The organism is Cobetia sp. UCD-24C (assembly GCF_001306765.1).
Taxonomy (GTDB): Bacteria; Pseudomonadota; Gammaproteobacteria; order Pseudomonadales; family Halomonadaceae; genus Cobetia; species Cobetia amphilecti.
The window spans coordinates 526,528-544,591 of record NZ_LJTD01000004.1; the positions used below are offsets into that span (position 1 = coordinate 526,528).

The 18,064-nt window shown below is 64.3% G+C and carries 15 protein-coding genes; 8 read left to right on the top strand and 7 right to left on the bottom strand.

Annotated features, from left to right (window positions below):
* Positions 1-278 precede the first annotated feature (278 nt).
* Complete coding sequence (locus AOG28_RS08650) at positions 279-962, top strand: TetR family transcriptional regulator C-terminal domain-containing protein (protein ID WP_054556074.1); 684 nt, start codon at positions 279-281, stop codon at positions 960-962.
* A gap of 217 nt (positions 963-1,179) precedes the next feature.
* Here AOG28_RS08650 and AOG28_RS08655 read toward each other — a convergent pair whose 3' ends face one another.
* Both AOG28_RS08655 and AOG28_RS08660 read right to left on the bottom strand, forming a co-directional pair.
* Positions 1,180-1,785 carry a hypothetical protein gene (locus AOG28_RS08655; RefSeq protein WP_054556075.1) on the bottom strand — a complete coding sequence of 202 codons (606 nt, stop codon included), beginning with the start codon at positions 1,783-1,785 and terminating at the stop codon, positions 1,180-1,182.
* A complete protein-coding gene (locus tag AOG28_RS08660) occupies positions 1,782-2,213 on the bottom strand; it encodes a hypothetical protein (protein WP_054556076.1) in 432 nt (143 codons plus the stop codon). The genes AOG28_RS08655 and AOG28_RS08660 overlap by 4 nt, the downstream gene beginning before the upstream one ends.
* A gap of 373 nt (positions 2,214-2,586) precedes the next feature.
* Here AOG28_RS08660 and AOG28_RS08665 point away from each other — a divergent pair, with 373 nt between their 5' ends.
* From AOG28_RS08665 to AOG28_RS08690, 6 genes are all read left to right on the top strand, one after another.
* Complete coding sequence (locus AOG28_RS08665) at positions 2,587-3,576, top strand: MurR/RpiR family transcriptional regulator (protein WP_082388542.1); 990 nt, start codon at positions 2,587-2,589, stop codon at positions 3,574-3,576.
* 612 nt (positions 3,577-4,188) lie between these two features.
* Positions 4,189-5,043 (top strand): transporter substrate-binding domain-containing protein, encoded by an 855-nt coding sequence (locus AOG28_RS08670; RefSeq protein ID WP_082388543.1) that lies wholly within the window; start codon positions 4,189-4,191, stop codon positions 5,041-5,043.
* A 46-nt stretch (positions 5,044-5,089) separates the two neighbouring features.
* Positions 5,090-5,815: an amino acid ABC transporter permease gene (locus tag AOG28_RS08675; protein ID WP_054556077.1), complete on the top strand. Its 726-nt coding sequence runs from the start codon at positions 5,090-5,092 to the stop codon at positions 5,813-5,815.
* Entirely contained in the window at positions 5,812-6,465 is a 654-nt protein-coding gene (locus tag AOG28_RS08680; RefSeq protein ID WP_054556078.1) for an amino acid ABC transporter permease, read from the top strand. The genes AOG28_RS08675 and AOG28_RS08680 overlap by 4 nt, the downstream gene beginning before the upstream one ends.
* Positions 6,449-7,267: an amino acid ABC transporter ATP-binding protein gene (locus AOG28_RS08685; RefSeq protein WP_082388545.1), complete on the top strand. Its 819-nt coding sequence runs from the start codon at positions 6,449-6,451 to the stop codon at positions 7,265-7,267. Before AOG28_RS08680 ends, AOG28_RS08685 begins: the two co-directional genes overlap by 17 nt.
* Positions 7,268-7,327: 60 nt before the next feature.
* Entirely contained in the window at positions 7,328-8,635 is a 1,308-nt protein-coding gene (locus tag AOG28_RS08690; protein WP_054556079.1) for an amidase family protein, read from the top strand.
* 94 nt (positions 8,636-8,729) lie between these two features.
* On the opposite strand, the gene puuE is transcribed toward AOG28_RS08690, so the two are convergent.
* The 4 genes from puuE to AOG28_RS08710 form a co-directional block, all read right to left on the bottom strand.
* Complete coding sequence (puuE, locus tag AOG28_RS08695; RefSeq protein WP_054556080.1) at positions 8,730-9,683, bottom strand: allantoinase PuuE; 954 nt, start codon at positions 9,681-9,683, stop codon at positions 8,730-8,732.
* Between the two features lie 149 nt (positions 9,684-9,832).
* Entirely contained in the window at positions 9,833-12,688 is a 2,856-nt protein-coding gene (locus tag AOG28_RS08700) for an ATP-dependent DNA helicase (RefSeq protein WP_054556081.1), read from the bottom strand.
* Positions 12,685-12,957, bottom strand: coding sequence for a VRR-NUC domain-containing protein (locus tag AOG28_RS08705; protein WP_054556082.1), 273 nt, complete (start codon positions 12,955-12,957; stop codon positions 12,685-12,687). The genes AOG28_RS08700 and AOG28_RS08705 overlap by 4 nt, the downstream gene beginning before the upstream one ends.
* Positions 12,958-14,448: a hypothetical protein gene (locus AOG28_RS08710; protein ID WP_054556083.1), complete on the bottom strand. Its 1,491-nt coding sequence runs from the start codon at positions 14,446-14,448 to the stop codon at positions 12,958-12,960.
* Positions 14,449-14,739: 291 nt separating this feature from the next.
* On the opposite strand from AOG28_RS08710, the gene AOG28_RS08715 reads away from it, so the two are divergent.
* Positions 14,740-15,462, top strand: a complete 723-nt coding sequence (locus tag AOG28_RS08715) for a DUF3581 family protein (RefSeq protein ID WP_054556084.1) — start codon at positions 14,740-14,742, stop codon at positions 15,460-15,462.
* Between the two features lie 209 nt (positions 15,463-15,671).
* On the opposite strand, the gene selD is transcribed toward AOG28_RS08715, so the two are convergent.
* A complete protein-coding gene (gene selD, locus AOG28_RS08720; protein ID WP_200906760.1) occupies positions 15,672-18,035 on the bottom strand; it encodes a selenide, water dikinase SelD in 2,364 nt (787 codons plus the stop codon).
* Between the last annotated feature and the right edge of the window lie 29 nt (positions 18,036-18,064).

Here is an 18,064-nt window from a genome sequence, read left to right on the forward strand (position 1 = left end):
TAGGCGGCGAGCGTTGGTCTGCAGGCTGTTGTCTCTATCAATGTAACAGGTCGTATTGTGATTCCTGCAAGAATCTGACCAAATGGTCAGTGCATGTTGTGGTATTTTGTTCGCCGGTGTCTCAACGGGCTGTTTTCACTGCTGTTCCAACGCCACGTGATAGTCGCTTGACCAGAGCCTCCTGCTTGCGCACATCGCCGCTGATAGGCGAGTGAGACAGACAGGGGGCTGTCGCCAAGAGACTCGAATGCTTTTTTCTGACCTGATGAGTGATGCCGATGCCCGCGGATTCTCCTTCTTCCCTTTATGCTGAAGTCCGTCGTACCCGTAGCGCGGAATTGAGCGTGCCGCCTGCCAGCTCTCCGCGTGAGCAAGCCGAGAGCCGTATTCTCGAGGCCGCCGAATGTGTATTCGCCTGTCACGGTTATCGCGGCAGCACCTTGAAGCAGATTGCGGAAGTGGCCGAGTTGCCCAAGGCCAATCTGCTCTATTATTTCGGCTCCAAGGAGAAGCTCTACGTTCACCTGCTGGAGCAGACCCTGACGCGCTGGAATGCCTCGCTCGAGGATATCTCGCCTGATGACGAGCCGCGTGAGGTGTTGGAGGCGCTGGTGCGCGTGAAACTCAAGCTGGCACGCCAGGCACCGCAGGCCTCGCGTCTGTTCGCGGCGGAGGTGATCAGCGGGGCGCCTTTCCTGCGCGATTATCTCAGTGGCGACCTGCGTGACTGGGTACAGGCGCGCTGCGATGTCATGAAGGCCTGGATGGCCGCGGGCAAACTGCGTGAGGCGGAGCCGATGTGGGTGATCTACCTCATCTGGTCCACCACTCAGCATTACGCGGATTTCGCCGCCCAGATCGATCAGCTGGGGGGAGCGCCGCAGAGCGATGAAGACTGGGAGCAGCTGGCGGATTTCGTGGCCAGCACGCTATGTGATGGTCTGTGCCCGCGACAGTCGTGAGCGGCATGAGCGCTTGAGCGGCTGAGCGCTTGAGCCGGCGGGTTCAGCGCTCTGTCAGTTGCCAGTTGTCAGCTGTCTGTTGTCAGTACCTCGCCGCACAGCAAAAAGCCCGCCCCGGATTCCGGGGCGGGCTTTTGGGTTCTTGAGTCTAGAGTCGTTCTTGCGTCGCTCGCTCTTGTGTCATTCTGGAACAGCGAAGGAAACCGCCATCAGGTGGTCAGCTCGCCATCTCCAAGGGCATGCCGGGATCGTGATCCAGCATGGCTTCTTCCTCTTGCTTGGCCCCCGACAACTCGGCTTTCTCCAATTGAGAGACATCGCAGTGTTGATGCATCTGCCAGCCATCGCGGGCATCGTCGGCCAGGTAGATCAGCGCGGCATCGGCGCTGGCCCACAGACGCGCGAGGTCACGTTGGTGGCGGGTGCGGTTGGCCAGCGGCAGTGCATCGGCGGTGACCACCACCACCGGCGCCTTGCGCAGCCAGCGCGGCGCATGACTCGGCCAGCTGTGATGCACGGCGTCCAGCCAGGGCGCCTGGGGATGACCGGGCGATGACTGCCAGCGCCAGCCACGCCCGACTTCGGTGATCCCGCGCGCCGTCCAGATCAGGCTGCGGCGCGGCAGCTGCGCCTCCAGGCTTTTCAGCAACGCATCGTCGCTATCCGTCAGCGGCTGGATGGCTCCTGACATCATGCTCAGATACTCACCAGCATGCTGGCCGGCGGTCAGTTCCAGCTTGATGCGAGGCGCCGGGGCGAGGGCGATGCTGTTCTCCAGCGGTATGTGCATGCCGCATTCCATGCCGATGGTATAGACGCTCATGCCAGCATTCCTCGACGCGTCATGCTCTGACGCAGCAGGGTGTGGTGGCGGTGCATCGCCTCCCAGTCAGCGTGAGCCTTGTGATTGATGTCAGGATTGAAGACGGCTTTCTGCTGCGCGATAGGCGATGCTGTTGGAGTCGATGTCTCGGCTGAGGCCTGGGCCGCCACGGCCGAGGCGGCAATGTCAGCCTGGCTGCGCGTGTCGTGGGCCGGTGAAGGCGTCGTGGGGGCCGCCGTTGCCTTCAGGCTCAGCGGCGGTGCCTCGTAGCCCATCGCCATCACGCCCAGCAATTGAGCGGACTGGGCATTGGCGACATCCTGGGTGGCGCTGCTAGAGCGCGGCAAGAGGGTGAATGTCTGTGTTGTGACCTTGGCTGTCATGGCTCGGCAGGTATCGAGGAGGGCAGTCATCGTTGAGGTGGCCATGAGAATGCTCCTTGCGCATCGCGAGCGCTTTATCGGGAATATTGCAGTCCGGCAAGGGTCGTTGGCGTTACTGCGCGGCGTATGACCTGTCGGCTGGCTAGTCTTGATCAAGCGGCTTGCGTGCCGATTTGATGTGATGAACAGTAAAAACAGTCGCTTGTGTCTGTGGTGCTGTGAGGATGGTTGGCGTCGTGAAGCGCTTGAGAGCGTCAGAGGCGTTCAGGATGAGGAAAAAGCGCTCATCGCGAGGGTTACGCCTTTCGTCTATGCACTGTCAGTCAGCACCTGGCCCAGGCTTTGCACTGTCTTGATGCAATCGTTGATGCAATCGTTGCTCTGCGCTCACGCAGAATCTTTTCAGGAGTGTGTCTTCATGCCACGAGCGCCCATAGATCACAGCGCGCCCCCCGAGGATGACGTGTCCGGTGAATCCCGGGCAGTGCACCCGGATGGGGAAGCGCCTGCCCCCGAAGCCGATGCCACCGTCAATCTTGCTACCAGCCCCGCTCGCCATGCCGCAAGGCAGGGCACTAGGAGCCTGAGTCTGCATCAGCGTCTGACCCGTTCGCTTGAGGAGCTCACCCCGAATGAGCAGCGCATCGCGCGCTTTCTGCTCGCGCATCAGGATGAACTGGCGCTATACAACGCCGCGGAACTGTCACGCCTGACCGACGTCTCCAAGGCGACGGTCAGCCGCCTGTTCCGCCGTCTTGGCTATCAGGACTTCCGTGAAGCGCGGGACCAGGCACGCAGTCTGCGTCAATCGGGTGTCCCGGTGGCGGCAGCGCCGACGGCAGACCATCACCAGCGTCACTATGAGCAGGAGTGTCGCAACCTGCGTCAGGCGCTGGCGGCGCTGGACATGCTCGATATGGAGGCCTTGAGCAGCGCTCTGGCCAAGGCCGAGCGGCTGCAGATCATCGGCTTTCGCAATGCCTATCCACTGGCGCTGCACCTGCGCCAGCAGTTGCTGCAGTTGCGCGAGCAGGTGGCGGTGTTGCCGCAACCCGGCCAATCACTCGGCGAGGAGGTAGCACGCCTGGATGCCGATGACGCCGTGGTGGTATTCGCCATGCGCCGGCGACCGCAGGGGCTGGCACGATTGCTTGAATGGCTGGGGCAGGCGCCCTGTACGGTGCTGCTGGTCTGCGATGACAGCCTGAGCAGCATTCCCGCCGGTATCGAGCATGTCCTGCGCTGCCCGTTGGACAGCGTCAGCGCCTTCGATAGCTACGCCGCAGCCATGAGCCAGATCAACCTGCTGGCCACGCGCCTGCTGCATGACGATCTCGTCGGCGGGCGCAGTCAGATACGCCGCGTGACCGATACCTTCGATGCGCTGGAGGAACTGGGCGACGGCTGATCGTCCAGCTTGAAGTGCTCCTGCCTTTTCTTTCTCCCTCTCCCTCTCTATCCCCCTGTGGGCCGCCAGCCTTGCCTCTGATCTGTGCGGCGGCCCGATTCGACTCGCCGCGCTCTGCGCACCCGCAGGGCGCATATGCCTCGCTGACTGCACCATCTGCTGCCATATCGCTGGTGTCGGCGCCCTGATCTCGCCGCCCGGCGAGGGCGTCATCCGCGATTTCGCCTCACGCAGACGTGTATCGCTTCTTCACGTTGCTGCTCGCTGTTTTGCTTTCGGGCGCGTGCTCAAGCGCTTTATCAAGCCCCTGCTCAGGCGTGTGAGCCGCAGGTGACTCTGCGCTGCCTGCAATTCGATCACCTTATTGGGCTTGTAACGAAAGTTTTGGCACACCTGTTGCAGAGATTGATAAGAGAATCACTTGTTTCATTGGTCAGGTTCTGAAGACGAATGGGGCAGGGAGTCACTGGATCTGACTCGGCGAGACACTCGGCAAGAAACACGGCGGGACGATCAACAACAACCAACAACAATTCATTGCCGCAAGGCACCAGGTGTAGACGAGTCGTCCTCGCATCAGCGCCTGGCATTGACGGATACCGGAGTCGACCGATGAGCAAGCGTCACGAGAGCAAGGCCCAGCAGCGCGCCACACGGACAGGCAACAAGCAGCGTCTTGGCAACTGGGTCCGCAAGGGAATATTGCTGGCCCTGTGGGGCACGTTGGCGTCCACCGCCTTGAGCGCACACGCGGATGCACTGAGTGACATCAAAGATAGCGGGGTGCTGAAAGTGGCGGTGCCACAGGACTTCCCGCCCTTCGGCTCGGTCGGCCCGGACCTCAAGCCGCGTGGCTACGATATCGACATGGCGCGCTATCTGGCAGACGAGATGGAGGTGAAGCTTGAGCTGGTGCCGGTCACCTCGGCCAATCGCATTCCTTACCTGCAGACCCGCAAGGTCGATCTGGTGATCTCGAGCCTGGGCAAGAATCCGGAGCGTGAGAAGGCGATCGATTTCTCCGATGCCTATGCGCCGTTCTTCCTCGGCGTGTTCGGCGAGAAGGGCAGTGAGGTGGACTCCGCGCAAGGACTGAGCGAGAAGACCATCGGCGTGACACGTGGCTCAGTGGAAGACATGGAGCTCAGCAAGGTGGCACCGGAATCGACCACCGTGAAGCGCTTCGAAGACAACAACACGACCTTGTCGGCCTTCCTGTCAGGGCAGGTCGAGATGATCGCCACCGGCAATCTCGTCACCGCCGCCATCGCCGAACGCAATCCCGCCCGCGTGCCGGTCAGCGTGCTGCCGCTCAAGAATTCTCCCTGCTATGTGGGCATGCGTCATGACACGCCGGCGCTCAAGGCGCGCGTGAATGAGCTGATCGCCCAGGGAATCGAGGATGGCACGCTCAATACGCTCTCCGAGACCTGGTTCAAGGCGCCGCTGCCGTCACTGGATGCCTGACTCGAGACGTCACACGTCTGATCCCTTTGCCCGTGAGGCTTGATCGATGAACTATCTCCCGGATTTTCCGCGCCTGTTGCCGTTTCTGCCCGACCTGCTGGCCGGGCTGATGACGACGGTCTGGCTGACGGCGCTGACCACCACGCTGGGGATACTCGGCGCGGTGCTGTGTGTCTGGCAGCGCCATCGTGCGCCGACCAGCCTCTTCAGCCGGCTGCTGGGCATGCTGGTGGAGCTGCTGCGCAACACGCCCTTCATCGTCCAGCTGTTCTTCATCTTCTTCGGTCTGCCGGCGCTGGGGCTGTCACTCAGCGCCGAGATGGCCGCGGTAATCGCGATGACACTCAACCTGGCGGCCTACAGCAGTGAAATCCTGCGTGCCGGGGTCGATGCCACCGGTCGCGGCCAGTGGGAAGCCGGGCGGGCACTGGGCCTCACCCGCTGGCAGAGCTATCGCCATGTGGTGCTGATGCCGGCGCTGGAACGCATGTATCCGGCGCTGACCAGCCAGTGCGTGATCGTGATGCTGGGCTCCGCCGTGGTCTCCCAGATCAGCGTGGCGGACCTGACCTTCGCGGCCAACTTCATCCAGTCACGTACCTTCCTGAGCTTCGAGAGCTACGTGGTGACGGCGGGCATGTACCTGCTGTTGGCCATCGCGATGCGCGCCTTGCTCAACCGCATCGGGCGTCGTCTGTTCGGCTTTCGCCACCTGACGCCGGCCCCGCGTAGCCGTCTGTCTTCTCATGTCCTGAAAGAGGCCCACTCATGATCGATTTCACGCTGTGGGACATTCTGCGCAACCTGTTGCTGGCGGCGCGCTGGACACTGGCGCTGTCCCTGATCGCCTTCATCGGCGGCAGTCTGGTCGGGCTGGCGCTGACCTTTCTGCGCCTGACCCGCTGGCCGGGGGCGGCGCTCTTCTGTCGTCTCTATACCGAGCTGTTCCAGGGCACGCCGCTGTTGATGCAGCTGTTCCTGGCCTTCTTCGGCGTGGCGATCTTCGGACTGGATGTCTCGGCCTGGACGGCGGCGGCCGTGGCGCTGACGCTGTTCAGCAGCGCCTTCCTGCACGACATTTGGCGCGGCTGTGTCGAGGCGGTGCCCAAGGGGCAGTGGGAAGGGGCGCGGGTGCTGGGGCTCGGCTACCTGAAGACCATGCGCCACATCATCCTGCCGCAGGCGCTGCGCATGGCCATCGCGCCGACCGTCGGCTTCTCGGTGCAGATCATCAAGGGCACCGCGCTTGCCTCGGTGATCGGCTTCGTCGAACTGACCAAGGCCGGCACCATGCTCAACAACGCCACCCTGGAACCCTTCACCGTCTTCGCGCTGGTCGCGTTACTGTATTTCGCCATGTGCTATCCGCTGTCGCGGCTGGCTCGCCATCTGGAGGCACGTCTCAATGTCACTGCTCGCTGAAGTTTCTGCGCTGGATAGCGCCTCATCCGACGTCTCAGTTACCGATAGCGCCCCTGTCTCCGAGAAGGCAAAGGCACCGCTGGTCAGCCTGTCGGCGCTGACCAAGTCCTTCGGCGAACTGCCGGTCCTCAAGGGGATCGATCTCGAGGTGCGCCCGGGTGAGGTGGTGTCGATCATCGGTCGCAGCGGTTCCGGCAAGAGCACCTTGCTGCGCTGTATCAATCAGCTCGAACAGCATGACGGCGGCACTATTCATGTCGCCGGCAAGCTGCTGGACGGTAGCGAGATGGACGCCGCCGCCCTGGCGCAGGATGTCGGCATGGTGTTTCAGAGCTTCAATCTGTTTCCCCACAAGCGCGTCGGCGAGAACGTGATGCTGGCACCGATGCTGGTCAAGGGCGTCGCCCGCGATGTCGCCGAGCGCGAGGCCCGCGAGATGCTGGCCAAGGTCGGGCTGGGGGAGAAATTCGATGCCTGGCCGAGTCAGCTCTCCGGTGGTCAGCAGCAACGGGTGGCGATCGCGCGCGCCCTGGCGATGCACCCCAAGGTGCTGCTCTGCGATGAGATCACCTCGGCGCTGGACCCGGAGCTGGTCGGCGATGTGCTCAAGGTGCTGGAACAGCTCAAGCGTGAGGGCATGACGCTGATTCTGGTCACCCACGAGATGAATTTTGCCCGTGATGTGGGGGACCGTGTGATCTTCATGCACCAGGGGCGCGTGCATGAGTCCGGGAACCCCGCGACACTGTTTGCCAATCCGGCCACGGAAGAGCTGCGCCAGTTCCTCGGCGCGGTGCTATGAGTACAGCGTCTTGAGCGAACAGCGGTGGACCACATCATGAGTCGAAAGGAGTCGCTCCCAGTGGACAAGCGCATCTATGTAGCGCCGGCACGTTTCTCGGGGCCGCGGGGACAGGGGGGGCAGAAAGAAGGCCCGCTGAATGGCCTGCGACTGGTGGTCAAGGACCTGTTCGCGATCAAGGGCGAGCGTACTGGACAGGGCAACCCTGACCTGCTGGACAGCGCCCCCATCGAGCGGCAGACGGCACCTGCTGTCCTCGCGCTTCAGCAGGCGGGGGCCGATTATCGGGCCCGCACCACCACCGATGAGCTGGCCTACAGCCTCAACGGCACCAATGCGCATTTTGGCACGCCGCAGAACCCACGTGCGCCGCTGAGGTTGCCGGGCGGCTCGAGCGTAGGCTCTGCGGTGGCGGTGGCGCGCGGCGAGGCGGAGATCGGGCTGGGCACCGATACCGGCGGCTCCATCCGCGTGCCGTCCAGTTACTGCGGGCTTTATGGGCTGCGACCGACCCATGGTCGTATCAGCATGACCGAGCTCAAGCCGCTGGCGCCGCGCTTTGACACCGTCGGCTGGATGACGCGGGATCTGGCGACGCTGACGCAGGTCAGTGAGGTGCTGATGCCGGCGGCGACAGCTACTCGACTGCCGGCGCGCATCATCCTGCTGGTGCCGGAAGGGCTGGCCGCGGGGCCTTATCAGCGCCTGCTCGGGCCGCTGTCCCGACGTCTTGAGTCGCTCGGCTTTCAGTGCGAGCGGCGCATGCTGAGTCAGACCTTCATGGCATGCGCCAGTGAAGCCTTCCGAGTTCTGCAGGGCTGCGAGATTCGGCGCACTCACCAGGCATGGTTGAGTACGCCGGAGCAGGGGCCCGAATCGCGCTGGCCGCGCCTCAACCCGGATATCGCGGCGCGTCTCAAATGGTGCATGACGCTCAGCGATACTGATGAGCTGGCAGCAGAAGCCAAGGCAGGTACCGTTCGACGCTGGTATCGCCAGCAGCTGGCAGCCAGTCAGCCGGCCAGTCATCAGAAAGGCAGCGAGTCGGCAGCGGAGGCTGGCAGTCGCGTGCCTCATGCCCAGGCCGAAGCCATCAGCGAGGCGGTCTTCGTGCTGCCCACCACGCCGGGCGCCTCACCGCTGCTGGGTGCAAGCCTTGAGGTGATGGAGGCCTATCGTCATCGTCTGATGGGGCTCACCGCGCTGGCGGGCTTGAATGGTGCGCCGCAGCTGAGTCTGCCGTGGCTGACCGATGACGCTGCGCGCCTGCCGGAGGAGGCTGCACCACCGCCCTGGGGCGTCTCGTTGCTGGGCCTGCCGGGCCGCGATGAGAGCCTGCTGGCATTGGCCTGCATGTTGGAAGACTGATCTGCATGTTGGAAGACTGACCAGCGCTGCCTTGCATGTGCGATTGCAGAAATTGTCTGGCGTTTCTGGTGATGGCGCTTGAAGGGATGGTACGTCAGCAGGCGGGGGTATAGGGATGTTCGCGTTGCCAGTGCTCGGCGATATCGATGCGTCGCGTGATCCATACCTTGTCGTGGGACTGGATGTAATCGAGGAAGCGTTTCAGCGCCGCGAAGCGTCCCGGGCGGCCGGCGATCCGACAGTGCAGCCCGACGGAGAGCATCTTGGGCGCCGTGTCGCCCTCGGCATAGAGCACATCGAAGGCATCGCGCAGGTACTGGAAGAAGTCCTCGCCGTTGTTGAAGCCCTGGGCGCTGGCGAAGCGCATGTCATTGGTGTCCAGGGTGTAGGGCACGACGAGATGCGGCACCTGCTCGCCATTGGCGGTGGTCACCTCCATCCACAGTGGCAGGTCATCGCCGTAGTAGTCGCTGTCGTAGGTGAAGCCGCCGTGTTCTACCACCAGTCGGCGGGTATTGGGGCTGTCGCGCCCGGTGTACCAGCCCTGCGGTGCATGGCCGACCAGCTCGCGATAGCTTTCCACCGCGCGTTCCAGATGGGCGCGCTCATGGGCCTCATCCATATGCTGGTAATGAATCCAGCGCCAGCCATGACTGGCGATCTCGTGGCCATCCGCCAGGAAACGCGCCACCAGATCCGGATGCCGCGCCAGCGCCATACCGACCCCGAAGACCGTCAGCGGTAACTCGCGGCGCTTGAATTCGTCCAGAATCCGCCACACGCCACTGCGCGAGCCATATTCGTAGATCGATTCCATGCTCATGTGCCGCGCGGGGTAGGCCTCGGCACCGATGATCTCTGAGAGAAACTTCTCGCTCTCGCTATCCCCGTGCAGCTGGCAGTTCTCGCCGCCTTCCTCATAGTTGAGCACGAACTGGACCGCGATCTTTGCGCCACCCGGCCAGTTGGCATGCGGTGGCGTATCGGCATAACCGATCAGGTCACGCGGATACTCATTGCCCCACAGGGCATTGTCGGTGTCTGGCATCGTGCGGCTTCCTTGCGGGTGGCTAACGTAATGAAGAGCGAAGACAAGAGCGAAATGAAGTGCGAAATGAAGACCCAATCGCTCTCCATTGATGTGCAGGCTTTGTGCCATCACGGCGCATGGTGGCGTCGTCACGCTTCCACCCCGCATCAATCCGTCGGTGACCACCAGCGTGGCAGCAACCGTGCGACTTCCGGGCGCATGAAGCGGTCATCGATCAAGTGGATTACGCCCTGATCCTGCTCGCTGCGAATCACTCGGCCGGCAGCCTGCACCACTCTGGTGAGCCCTGGGTACAGATAGGTGCAGTCATCGGCATTCAAGGGCTGGATGACCGGGCACGGTGCGCGCGTATCGCCGTGTGGGTCGCCTTCAGCCTGTTGCGGTTGGCTACGCCGCTGAGCGTCGTTGTCCAGCCATGTGGCCAGACGCTGCTTGTGTGCTTCATTCTCGGGGCTGAAACCGGCCAGTCCCAGGGTGGCGATGAAGGCCCCGATCAGACGTGAGCCGGGCAGATCGATCCCTTCGCCGAAGGCGCCACCCAGTACCGCGAAGCCGATGCCTTGGCCCTCGGGCGTGAAGCGCTGAATGAAGTTGGTGCGCTCAGCCTCCGTCATGGCGCGGGTCTGGCGCCATTGGGGAATCTCCGGCGCCAGCTGTTGCAGGGTGCTGGCAACCTGTTCCAGATAGGCGAAACTCGAGAAGAACGCCAGATAGTTGCCCGGGCGCTGCCGGTATTGGCGCGCCATCAGCTCGGCGATCGGCCGACAGGAGGCGTCGCGATCCCGCAGACGTGTCGAGAGCCGATGACGACTGACCTGCACCTGGGCCGCGCTGAACGGGGAATCGACACTCAGCCAGACGGCATCGTCCGCCAGACCCAGCAGGCGATGGTGATAGGCCGGAGGATTGAGCGTGGCCGAGAACAACAGGGTGGCGTGACTGGCGCGCAGGCGGGGCGCCAGCCACGGCGCCGGGCTGACGCAGCGCAGTCGCGGCTGGATCTGGCGCACGCTGCGCCCGCGGGCCTTGCGTGGCCGGGCTGCTGCTCCTGCTGCTGCTGCTCCTGCTCCTGCTCCTGCTTCTGCTCCTACAGCCGATGCTGCGCCGGAACTCGAGCTTGAATCGCTGGCAAGCGACGCCTGCCGCGCGGGGGGAGTGGCGGCGAGTTCGACCTCGAACAGCGAGTGATCGCCGTAGCCTTCGGCGAGTCGCGCCAGGGTCAGTGCCGCAAAATACGCCTCCATCATCTCGACATCAGGCTCCACGCGGCGCCTGGCCGTGGAGGAGGCCGGGCCGGAGGCTGTCGTCGCAGTGCCTGTATCGGCATCACTCGGAGCAGTAGGGGAGGCATCGCTTGCGATCAGGCCCAGCTGTTCGGGGGCTTGTGTGGCGGTGGCTCTCGCTGGCTGTTGCCTGGCCGCAGCAGGGCTTGCGGCCTTGTCAGGCTCCGCCAACCAGTCGCCCATCGCGCCGGTCCATTGGCTCAAGGCCTTGAGGAAGTCGCCGGGCAGAGCCTCCAGCGCAAGGCGCTGCGCCTTGTGGCCTGCGTCCTTGCTATCGACCTTGCTCGCCTGTGTCTCGGCGTCAGTACCCTGCTTGAGCTGCTCCAGCGCTCGCCATTGCCGGGCCAGCGCGCGGGAGGCCGAGCGCAGCGGGGCCGGATGGCCCGTGCGACTCAACTGCTTGAGCAGGAAGTGGAACTGGCGGGCATCTAGCTCGGTGCTGTACATGCCGCGGGCGCGCTCGATGAGGTTGTGGCTCTCATCGACCAGCACCACCGTGCGCCAGTCATTGGCCTGACTCAGGGCGAACAGCAGCGCATGACTGTCGAAGTAGTGGTTGTGGTCGCCGATGATGACATCCGCCCAGCGCGAGAGCTCCTGGGCGAGAAAATAGGGGCAGATATCGTGGGCCAAAGCGTGGCGGCGTGTCGTCGCCAGATTCAATGGCCGTTGGTCGGCGAGCGCGGCGGCGCGTGCCGCGGGCAGGCGATCATAGAACCCGCGCGCCAGCGGGCAGGACTCGCCATGACAGGCGAGTGTCGGGTGCTCGCAGGTCTTGCTGCGCGCGCCCAGTTCCAGAATGCGCAGCGGTGTCGCCGGTGTCTTGTCCTGATCCTCGCTGTCATCAGCGGCTGGTGCCAAGGTGGCCAGCGCGTCGAGTGCCAGCGCGCGCCCCGGCGTGCGGGCGGTGAGGTAGAAGAGTCTGTCCGTACCGCTTGCGGGCATCGCGCGCAGTGCTGGATACAGCGTCGCCAGGGTCTTGCCGGTGCCGGTCGGCGCCTCGGCAAGCAGCTCGCGGCCGGTCATCACCGCCTTGTAGGCATGCTCGGCCAGTTGGCGTTGACCGGGACGCCAGCTCGGCCACGGAAAGGCCAGGCGGCTCAGCGCGCTGTCGCGGGCACTGCGATGGGCCAGCTCATTGGCGGCGAACTCGCTGAAGCGCGCCGCCAGACGTGCCAGCTCCGCCTCCAGAGCCTCACGGCTCCACCAGGCTTCCAGACGCTGCTCATCATGCTGCGCCTGGCCTTTTTTTGGTTCAGTTTGCTCGTTCTGCTCATCCTTGGCGCCCCTGGGTGCATCTGCCGCGATGTCCAGATAGACCAGCGCCAGCGTGATGCCTTCGAGGTCTCGGCTGCGACACATCAGGACACCGTAGACGCGTGCCTGAGCCCAGTGCAGGGCGCGATGGTGCGCGGGCTGGCGGGAGAGGTCGCCGCGGTGGGTCTTGATCTCCTCGAGGCAGTTGCGCTTGGGATCATAGCCATCGGCTCGCCCACGGATGGTCAGGTTGCCGATGTCACCGCTGAGCGAGATCTCGCTTTCATAGTCCTTGCCGCGTCGGCGCACGATACGCTGATGACCACGGATGCCCTGCTGGGCAGTGGGCGATGGCGTGAAGCGCAGGTCCAGATCGCCCTCGCGCGCGGCAAAGGCGCACAGTTCACGCACCGCGATCCGGTAGCGTCCGGGTTCAGCGTGGGTCTCGTCCGCCTTGATCATGATGCAGGAGGTGCCTTGTGCTGGGAGCATTCGTCCGCTGAGGCCTCGGTCGCGCTCAGCCATTCGACTCGACATTCCAGCGCCGGAATCGCATGGCGTGCGAACAGGGCCAGCCATTGACGCTGGTTGTCCTGCAGACGGTCGGTGGGCGCCTTGACCTCGATCAGCCGATAACGGTCGCTGCTGTGCTCGGGGAAGAACTGGATCAGGTCCGGCAGGCCGGCGCGATGTTCGCGAGGGTTGGCCAGCAGGTGGCRGAAACAGGGCATTCAGGCGCCCTTCGTGCACTGGGAGCTATTGGCCTCGAAAGCGGCCTGGCGACGGCTGACGAAGTCAGGACGATAGAGGTCTGCCGGGCCGGTATGGAAGGCGTGGAAGAAGGCCCCCGGCAAGGGGGCGAACAGCACCTCCCAGCACAGTAGGGTGAAGAGCGCGGGAATCAGGCCATTCTCGACATAGAAGACCGGTGCCTCGGGCGTGGCCAAGGCATGGGCGGCCGCGCGCTCGACGCCGTGGATACCGTCAGCCGCCGAGGTGGCAAGGTCGGGCACCGTGAGAGTGATCTGCGGAGTGGTCGGCGCCTTGGCGCGTCTGGGCTCGGGCAATCCGAGGCCACGGCACAGACGCGGCAGGGCGCGTTCGAGTGCCAGCTGCTCGTCCAACGTGATCTCGGCACGCGCCAACCGCTCGCTGGCCAGCGCGTGAGCTGCGCTGATATCGCCAGACAGCTCCAGTGCTCTTACCCGGCGCGGCATGGCACGCGGGGCATACGCGGAGTCCTCGAGACAGGCGTACTGGCGGACGGCCGCCTGATGCCAGCCATGACGCTCGGCGTCGCGGGCCAGCGAGAAGCGCAGGCGGTCACGCCGCTGCGCCAGCCAGGCATTGGCACGATCATCAATAGCACGCCCGCCAGTGGCACGAGCGTCACTGAGCTGATGAGTCGCGAACGGCTCACTGTGGATCTCGTTTGCCGCTGCAGACGGCGTCGCATCCAGCGCCGCGACGATGCGCTGCCAGTGCCGCTCAAGCTCGGCGTTCGCCGTGCGGCCCTGCCGCTCGCTGGCTTGCTGCCAGTCCTCACGCAGTTGCTCCAGCGTCAGATAGCGATCCACCTCCCAGCGATGGGTGAAGGCACGCGAGGCCGGCGACAGGGCGACCGTCTCGCATCGCAGCAGGCCCAGCTCGCTGAGTACGAAGTCCGACAGATTCTGGCGCAGGTTGCCGAAGAACATCAGGCTCAGGCGTCGCGACAGCTCACCCAGCCCGACACTCAAGGTGTCGGCGGCAGGGTCGTACAACCACGCTGGCAGTGGCCGTGGCGTGACGTCGCCCAGTAGCTCGCTGATGGCATCATGCATGCGACGCTTGGGCGTGCTTCTGGGCAGCTCGGCAAAGGCTGCCCGGAGGCGCGGCAAGGTCACCAGCGCCAGCATCTCGTCCAGCGTCAGGTCGGCATTGTGGCGGCACAGGCCGTCAGGCGTGGCACTGTCGGCGAGCGGTGTGATCAATGGCTGGCTTGCGGCCTCGATCGCACCGATCTCGGGATAATGCAGCTGCGAGCGTTCGAAATGATCGCCCTTGCGCATCAGCAGTCGCACCAGCAAGGCCCGCGAGGCATCCGGCAGGCGAGTGATGGCGTCCACCGTGGCACGCTCCGCCTCTGTCAGCAGATCGGCGTGACACTGGCAGACCCAGTCGATCAGGGTGTCGAAGTTGGCCAGGTAGTAGCGCGGATTGTCGAGGGGAGCGGCTTGCATGGCGACCTGTCGAAGTGGCGGGCAGTGCGGCGGTTTGCCCGAAAGCATGGGGTTATATACAGTATATTGCCATCTGGCGCGCTGCAATCTCTTGCAAAGCCTGTCACGAGTCACCACCTGACTGTCATCCAGTGGTAAAATCGTTTCATCTGCATGTCTTGAAAGCTTCATGACACGACAGGTGGGCAGGCGTGACAGCGCGTCGACCGCGATTCCTCCCCTCGGAGGCATTTCCGCGATGGTTCAGGACGGGCCATCGATCATCATTCAAGCAGGGCAGGAAGGCAGTCCATGTTTCTTGATCAGTTTCACCGGGTCGAAGATGGCCGCGTGCGGATCACCGCCGAGCAGGCAAGTCGTTTCGCCAAGCAGATGGCGGGGGATTACAACCCCATTCATGACCCGGACGCGCGACGCTTCTGTGTGCCCGGCGACCTGCTGTTCTCCCTGTTGCTGGCGAAATTCGGTCTGTCGCAGTGCATGACCATCCGTTTCTGCGGCATGGTCGGCAACGATGTGCCCTTGATCTTCGAAGCGCTGGACGCCCCCGACGAGAATGGCGTGTCCCTGCTGGTGCGCGATGAAGCCGGCAAGGTCTACCTGACGGTCGAGCGCAGCGGCGATACCACCCATGACGAGGAAGTGGTCGCCAATTTCACCCGCCAGTATATCGCCTTCTCCGGGCGCAACTTCCCGCACTTCCTGCAGCCGTTGATGCTGGAGAAGGGCGTGATGTTCAACCCGGCACGCCCGCTGGTGATCTACGACAGCATGGGCTTCTGTTTCGAGCGCCTGGATATTGCCGACCTGCACCTCGACTTCGTGGGGTCCTCGCTCGAGGTCAACGGCAAGCGTGGCGATACCCTGCTCGAGTTCAGCATCCATGATGGCGAGCAGTGCATCGGCAGTGGCTCCAAGAAGCTGGTCGTCAGTGGTCTGCGGGATTACTGCGCCGAGACCATGGATGCGTTCGTGGAGTCCTTCGAGGCGCTCAAGCGCGAAGCCGAAGCTTGAGGTAGCCGGTCAGTCTGACGCTTGTCGCCAGACGCCCCGCGCATGAGTCGCCAGTCATGAAGACGCCCGCCAGAGAGTTCTCTGGCGGGCGTCTTGCCATCTGAATGTCACAACGCTTAATGTCACAACGCTTGTGAAGCATCGCTGGGTGTCGCCGGTTGTCATTGACCGCCGGCTGGCTGGCTCACCGTGTGACCCTCTAACCGCGCTCAGCGCTTGATGCTGATCGGCGCCAGCGCATCGCCCTGGGGCGTGATGCGCCCGATGATGGCGCTGGCGTGATAGCCGGCGGCCTTGAGCGCGGCCAGGCAGGCCTCGGCTTCCCCGGCTGGCACACTGGCCAGCAGGCCACCGGCCGTCTGCGGATCGAACAGCAGCGGATAACGCGGATGATCGATGACGCCGGCCTGGTACTTCAGGGCACGCTTGAGGCGCAGATTGGCTGGCTGCAGCGAGCTGACCACGCCGCGGGCGACACAGTCCTCGGCGCCATCGAGCACCGGCAGGGCATCGATCTCGAGCTCGGCATCCACGCCGCTGGCGCGGGTCATCTCGACCAGATGGCCGAGCAGACCGAAGCCGGTGACATCGGTGGAGGCGCTCGCCTGATGCGCGCGCAGAATATCCGCCGCGCGCTGACTGGATTGCTGCATGCTGTCCAGCGCGGCGTCGATCCAGCGGCCGCGGGCTTCCAGGCGTGCGTGCGCCGCCAATAGCGTGCCGGTGCCGATGGCCTTGGTAAGCAGCAGTACATCACCCGGCTGCATGCCGCCCTTGCAGGTAACGCCGGCCAGACTCTCCTCCACCAGACCATTGAGGGCGAAGCCCAGCGCCAGCTCCTGACCTTCGCCGGTGTGGCCGCCGACCAGACTGCAGCCTGCCTCGTTGAGCACCTCGGTCGCGCCTTGCATCAGCTCGCGCACCAGCGGTTCGACCTTGCGCTCGATTCCCTGTGGCACCGTGGCCACCGCCGTCGCCGTGTGCGGCGTCGCACCCATGGCGTAGAGATCGCCCAGCGCGTGATTGGCGGCGATGCGCCCGAACAGGTAGGGGTCATCGATGAAGGCGCGGAAGAAGTCGACGCTGTGCACCAGCGCCTGTCCTTCTGGCACGCGCACGATGGCGGCATCATCCGGGGCATGCAGCCCGACCAGCACGTCCGGGTTCTCGCGCGGGGCCAGGCTCTGCAGCGCTCGCGACAGCACGCTGGCGCCGACCTTGGCCCCGCAGCCGCCGCAGCGCATCGCCAGTGCGGACAGGGCCTGATGCGCCTCCTGCTCATCTAGCTCGGCGGTCAGGCGCGGATGCAGCTTGCCATCGCTGCCCCTGAGTGCCTGCCAGGCAGCGCTGATGCGCTGATGCATCCCGGCAAGGGCGCCGGTATTCGCGGCGTCCTGCATGCTGGGCAGTTCATTGAAGCGAGCCATGAACTGGCGATCGATATGGTCCTTCCAGCGCCACAGCCACGGGCGCAGACGCGGCGCGACCAGCCCCAGGTTACCGCGTGAGGCGATGGCGTCGCGATCCCCGGTGCTGATCAGCGCCAGCCAGCGCGACTGCGGGATGTGCGCCTTGAGTGGCTCGCCGCGCACGGCCCGTCGCAGATTGTCGGCCAATGGCCGCGCCTGACGCACGGCAAACACGCCGGCCTTCTCGCGGGGATGGTTGAGCTGATGCGCGATATCGCCCGCGGCGAAGATGGCATCATCCTCAAGCGTCTGCAGGCTATCGCGAACCTTGAGGAAGCCATCCTCGTCCAGGCTCAGTCCGGTCTTCTCCAGCCAGTGTGCACCACCGGCCCGTGTCACCCAGATGGCCTCATCAGCCTGATGGCAGGCACCGCTGGCACTGATCAGCTGGCGCTGGGCGGTCGAGGTTGCGCGTTCGACGGCCGTGATCTCCTCACCGAAATGCACCTGGATACCGCGCTCGTGCAGGGTAGTGGCAAGTGCCTCGCTGACCGTGTGCGCATGGGTGGGCAACAGACGCTGTCCTCGGGTGATCAGCGTCAGGTTCGGCTTGAGCGCATCGGGCAACTCGGTGGCGAGGCGCTGCTGGATGGCCAGCAGCAGTTCGACACCGCCGGCACCGCCGCCGACCAGCACGATATCGAGCGGGCGCTCGGCGCTCCTGGCGCGCTCGAGCAGACTCAGCCAGCGCTGCTGGAAAGTGCTGATCGGCTTGACCGCCACCACGGGGGCGTCTGCGGCTTCGGGGTCACCGATACCGTCGATGTGGGACAGGCGAGGCGTGGAGCCGATGTTGATCGACAGCAGGTCGTAGTCCACCGCCGGGCGCTCGGCGCAGATCACGCGGCGCTCGCGGCGGTCGATATCGATCACCTGATCGCGATAGAAGCGGGCGCCGGCGAACTGACACAGCCGGCGCAGGTCGATATGCACATCGTCGAACGTATAATGACCGGCGACGTAGCCCGGCAACATACCGGAATAGGGCGTGTCGGTGTCGCGACAGATGACGGTCAGGCGGACACCGGGCTCTGGCTGCATGGCAAAGCGCATCAGCACGCCGACGTGGCTGTGCCCACCGCCGATCAGGACGATATCACGCACGATAGGCGCTTTGACTGGCATGGAGGCGG

What these genes read in the sequence shown, in the direction of transcription:
- AOG28_RS08650 (WP_054556074.1), top strand. Translation starts at nt 279, where the DNA reads ATGCCCGCGGATTCTCCTTCTTCCCTTTATGCTGAAGTCCGTCGTACC.
- AOG28_RS08655 (WP_054556075.1), bottom strand. Translation starts at nt 1,785, where the DNA reads ATGAGCGTCTATACCATCGGCATGGAATGCGGCATGCACATACCGCTG.
- AOG28_RS08660 (WP_054556076.1), bottom strand. Translation starts at nt 2,213, where the DNA reads ATGGCCACCTCAACGATGACTGCCCTCCTCGATACCTGCCGAGCCATG.
- AOG28_RS08665 (WP_082388542.1), top strand. Translation starts at nt 2,587, where the DNA reads ATGCCACGAGCGCCCATAGATCACAGCGCGCCCCCCGAGGATGACGTG.
- AOG28_RS08670 (WP_082388543.1), top strand. Translation starts at nt 4,189, where the DNA reads ATGAGCAAGCGTCACGAGAGCAAGGCCCAGCAGCGCGCCACACGGACA.
- AOG28_RS08675 (WP_054556077.1), top strand. Translation starts at nt 5,090, where the DNA reads ATGAACTATCTCCCGGATTTTCCGCGCCTGTTGCCGTTTCTGCCCGAC.
- AOG28_RS08680 (WP_054556078.1), top strand. Translation starts at nt 5,812, where the DNA reads ATGATCGATTTCACGCTGTGGGACATTCTGCGCAACCTGTTGCTGGCG.
- AOG28_RS08685 (WP_082388545.1), top strand. Translation starts at nt 6,449, where the DNA reads ATGTCACTGCTCGCTGAAGTTTCTGCGCTGGATAGCGCCTCATCCGAC.
- puuE (WP_054556080.1), bottom strand. Translation starts at nt 9,683, where the DNA reads ATGCCAGACACCGACAATGCCCTGTGGGGCAATGAGTATCCGCGTGAC.
- AOG28_RS08700 (WP_054556081.1), bottom strand. Translation starts at nt 12,688, where the DNA reads ATGATCAAGGCGGACGAGACCCACGCTGAACCCGGACGCTACCGGATC.
- AOG28_RS08710 (WP_054556083.1), bottom strand. Translation starts at nt 14,448, where the DNA reads ATGCAAGCCGCTCCCCTCGACAATCCGCGCTACTACCTGGCCAACTTC.
- AOG28_RS08715 (WP_054556084.1), top strand. Translation starts at nt 14,740, where the DNA reads ATGTTTCTTGATCAGTTTCACCGGGTCGAAGATGGCCGCGTGCGGATC.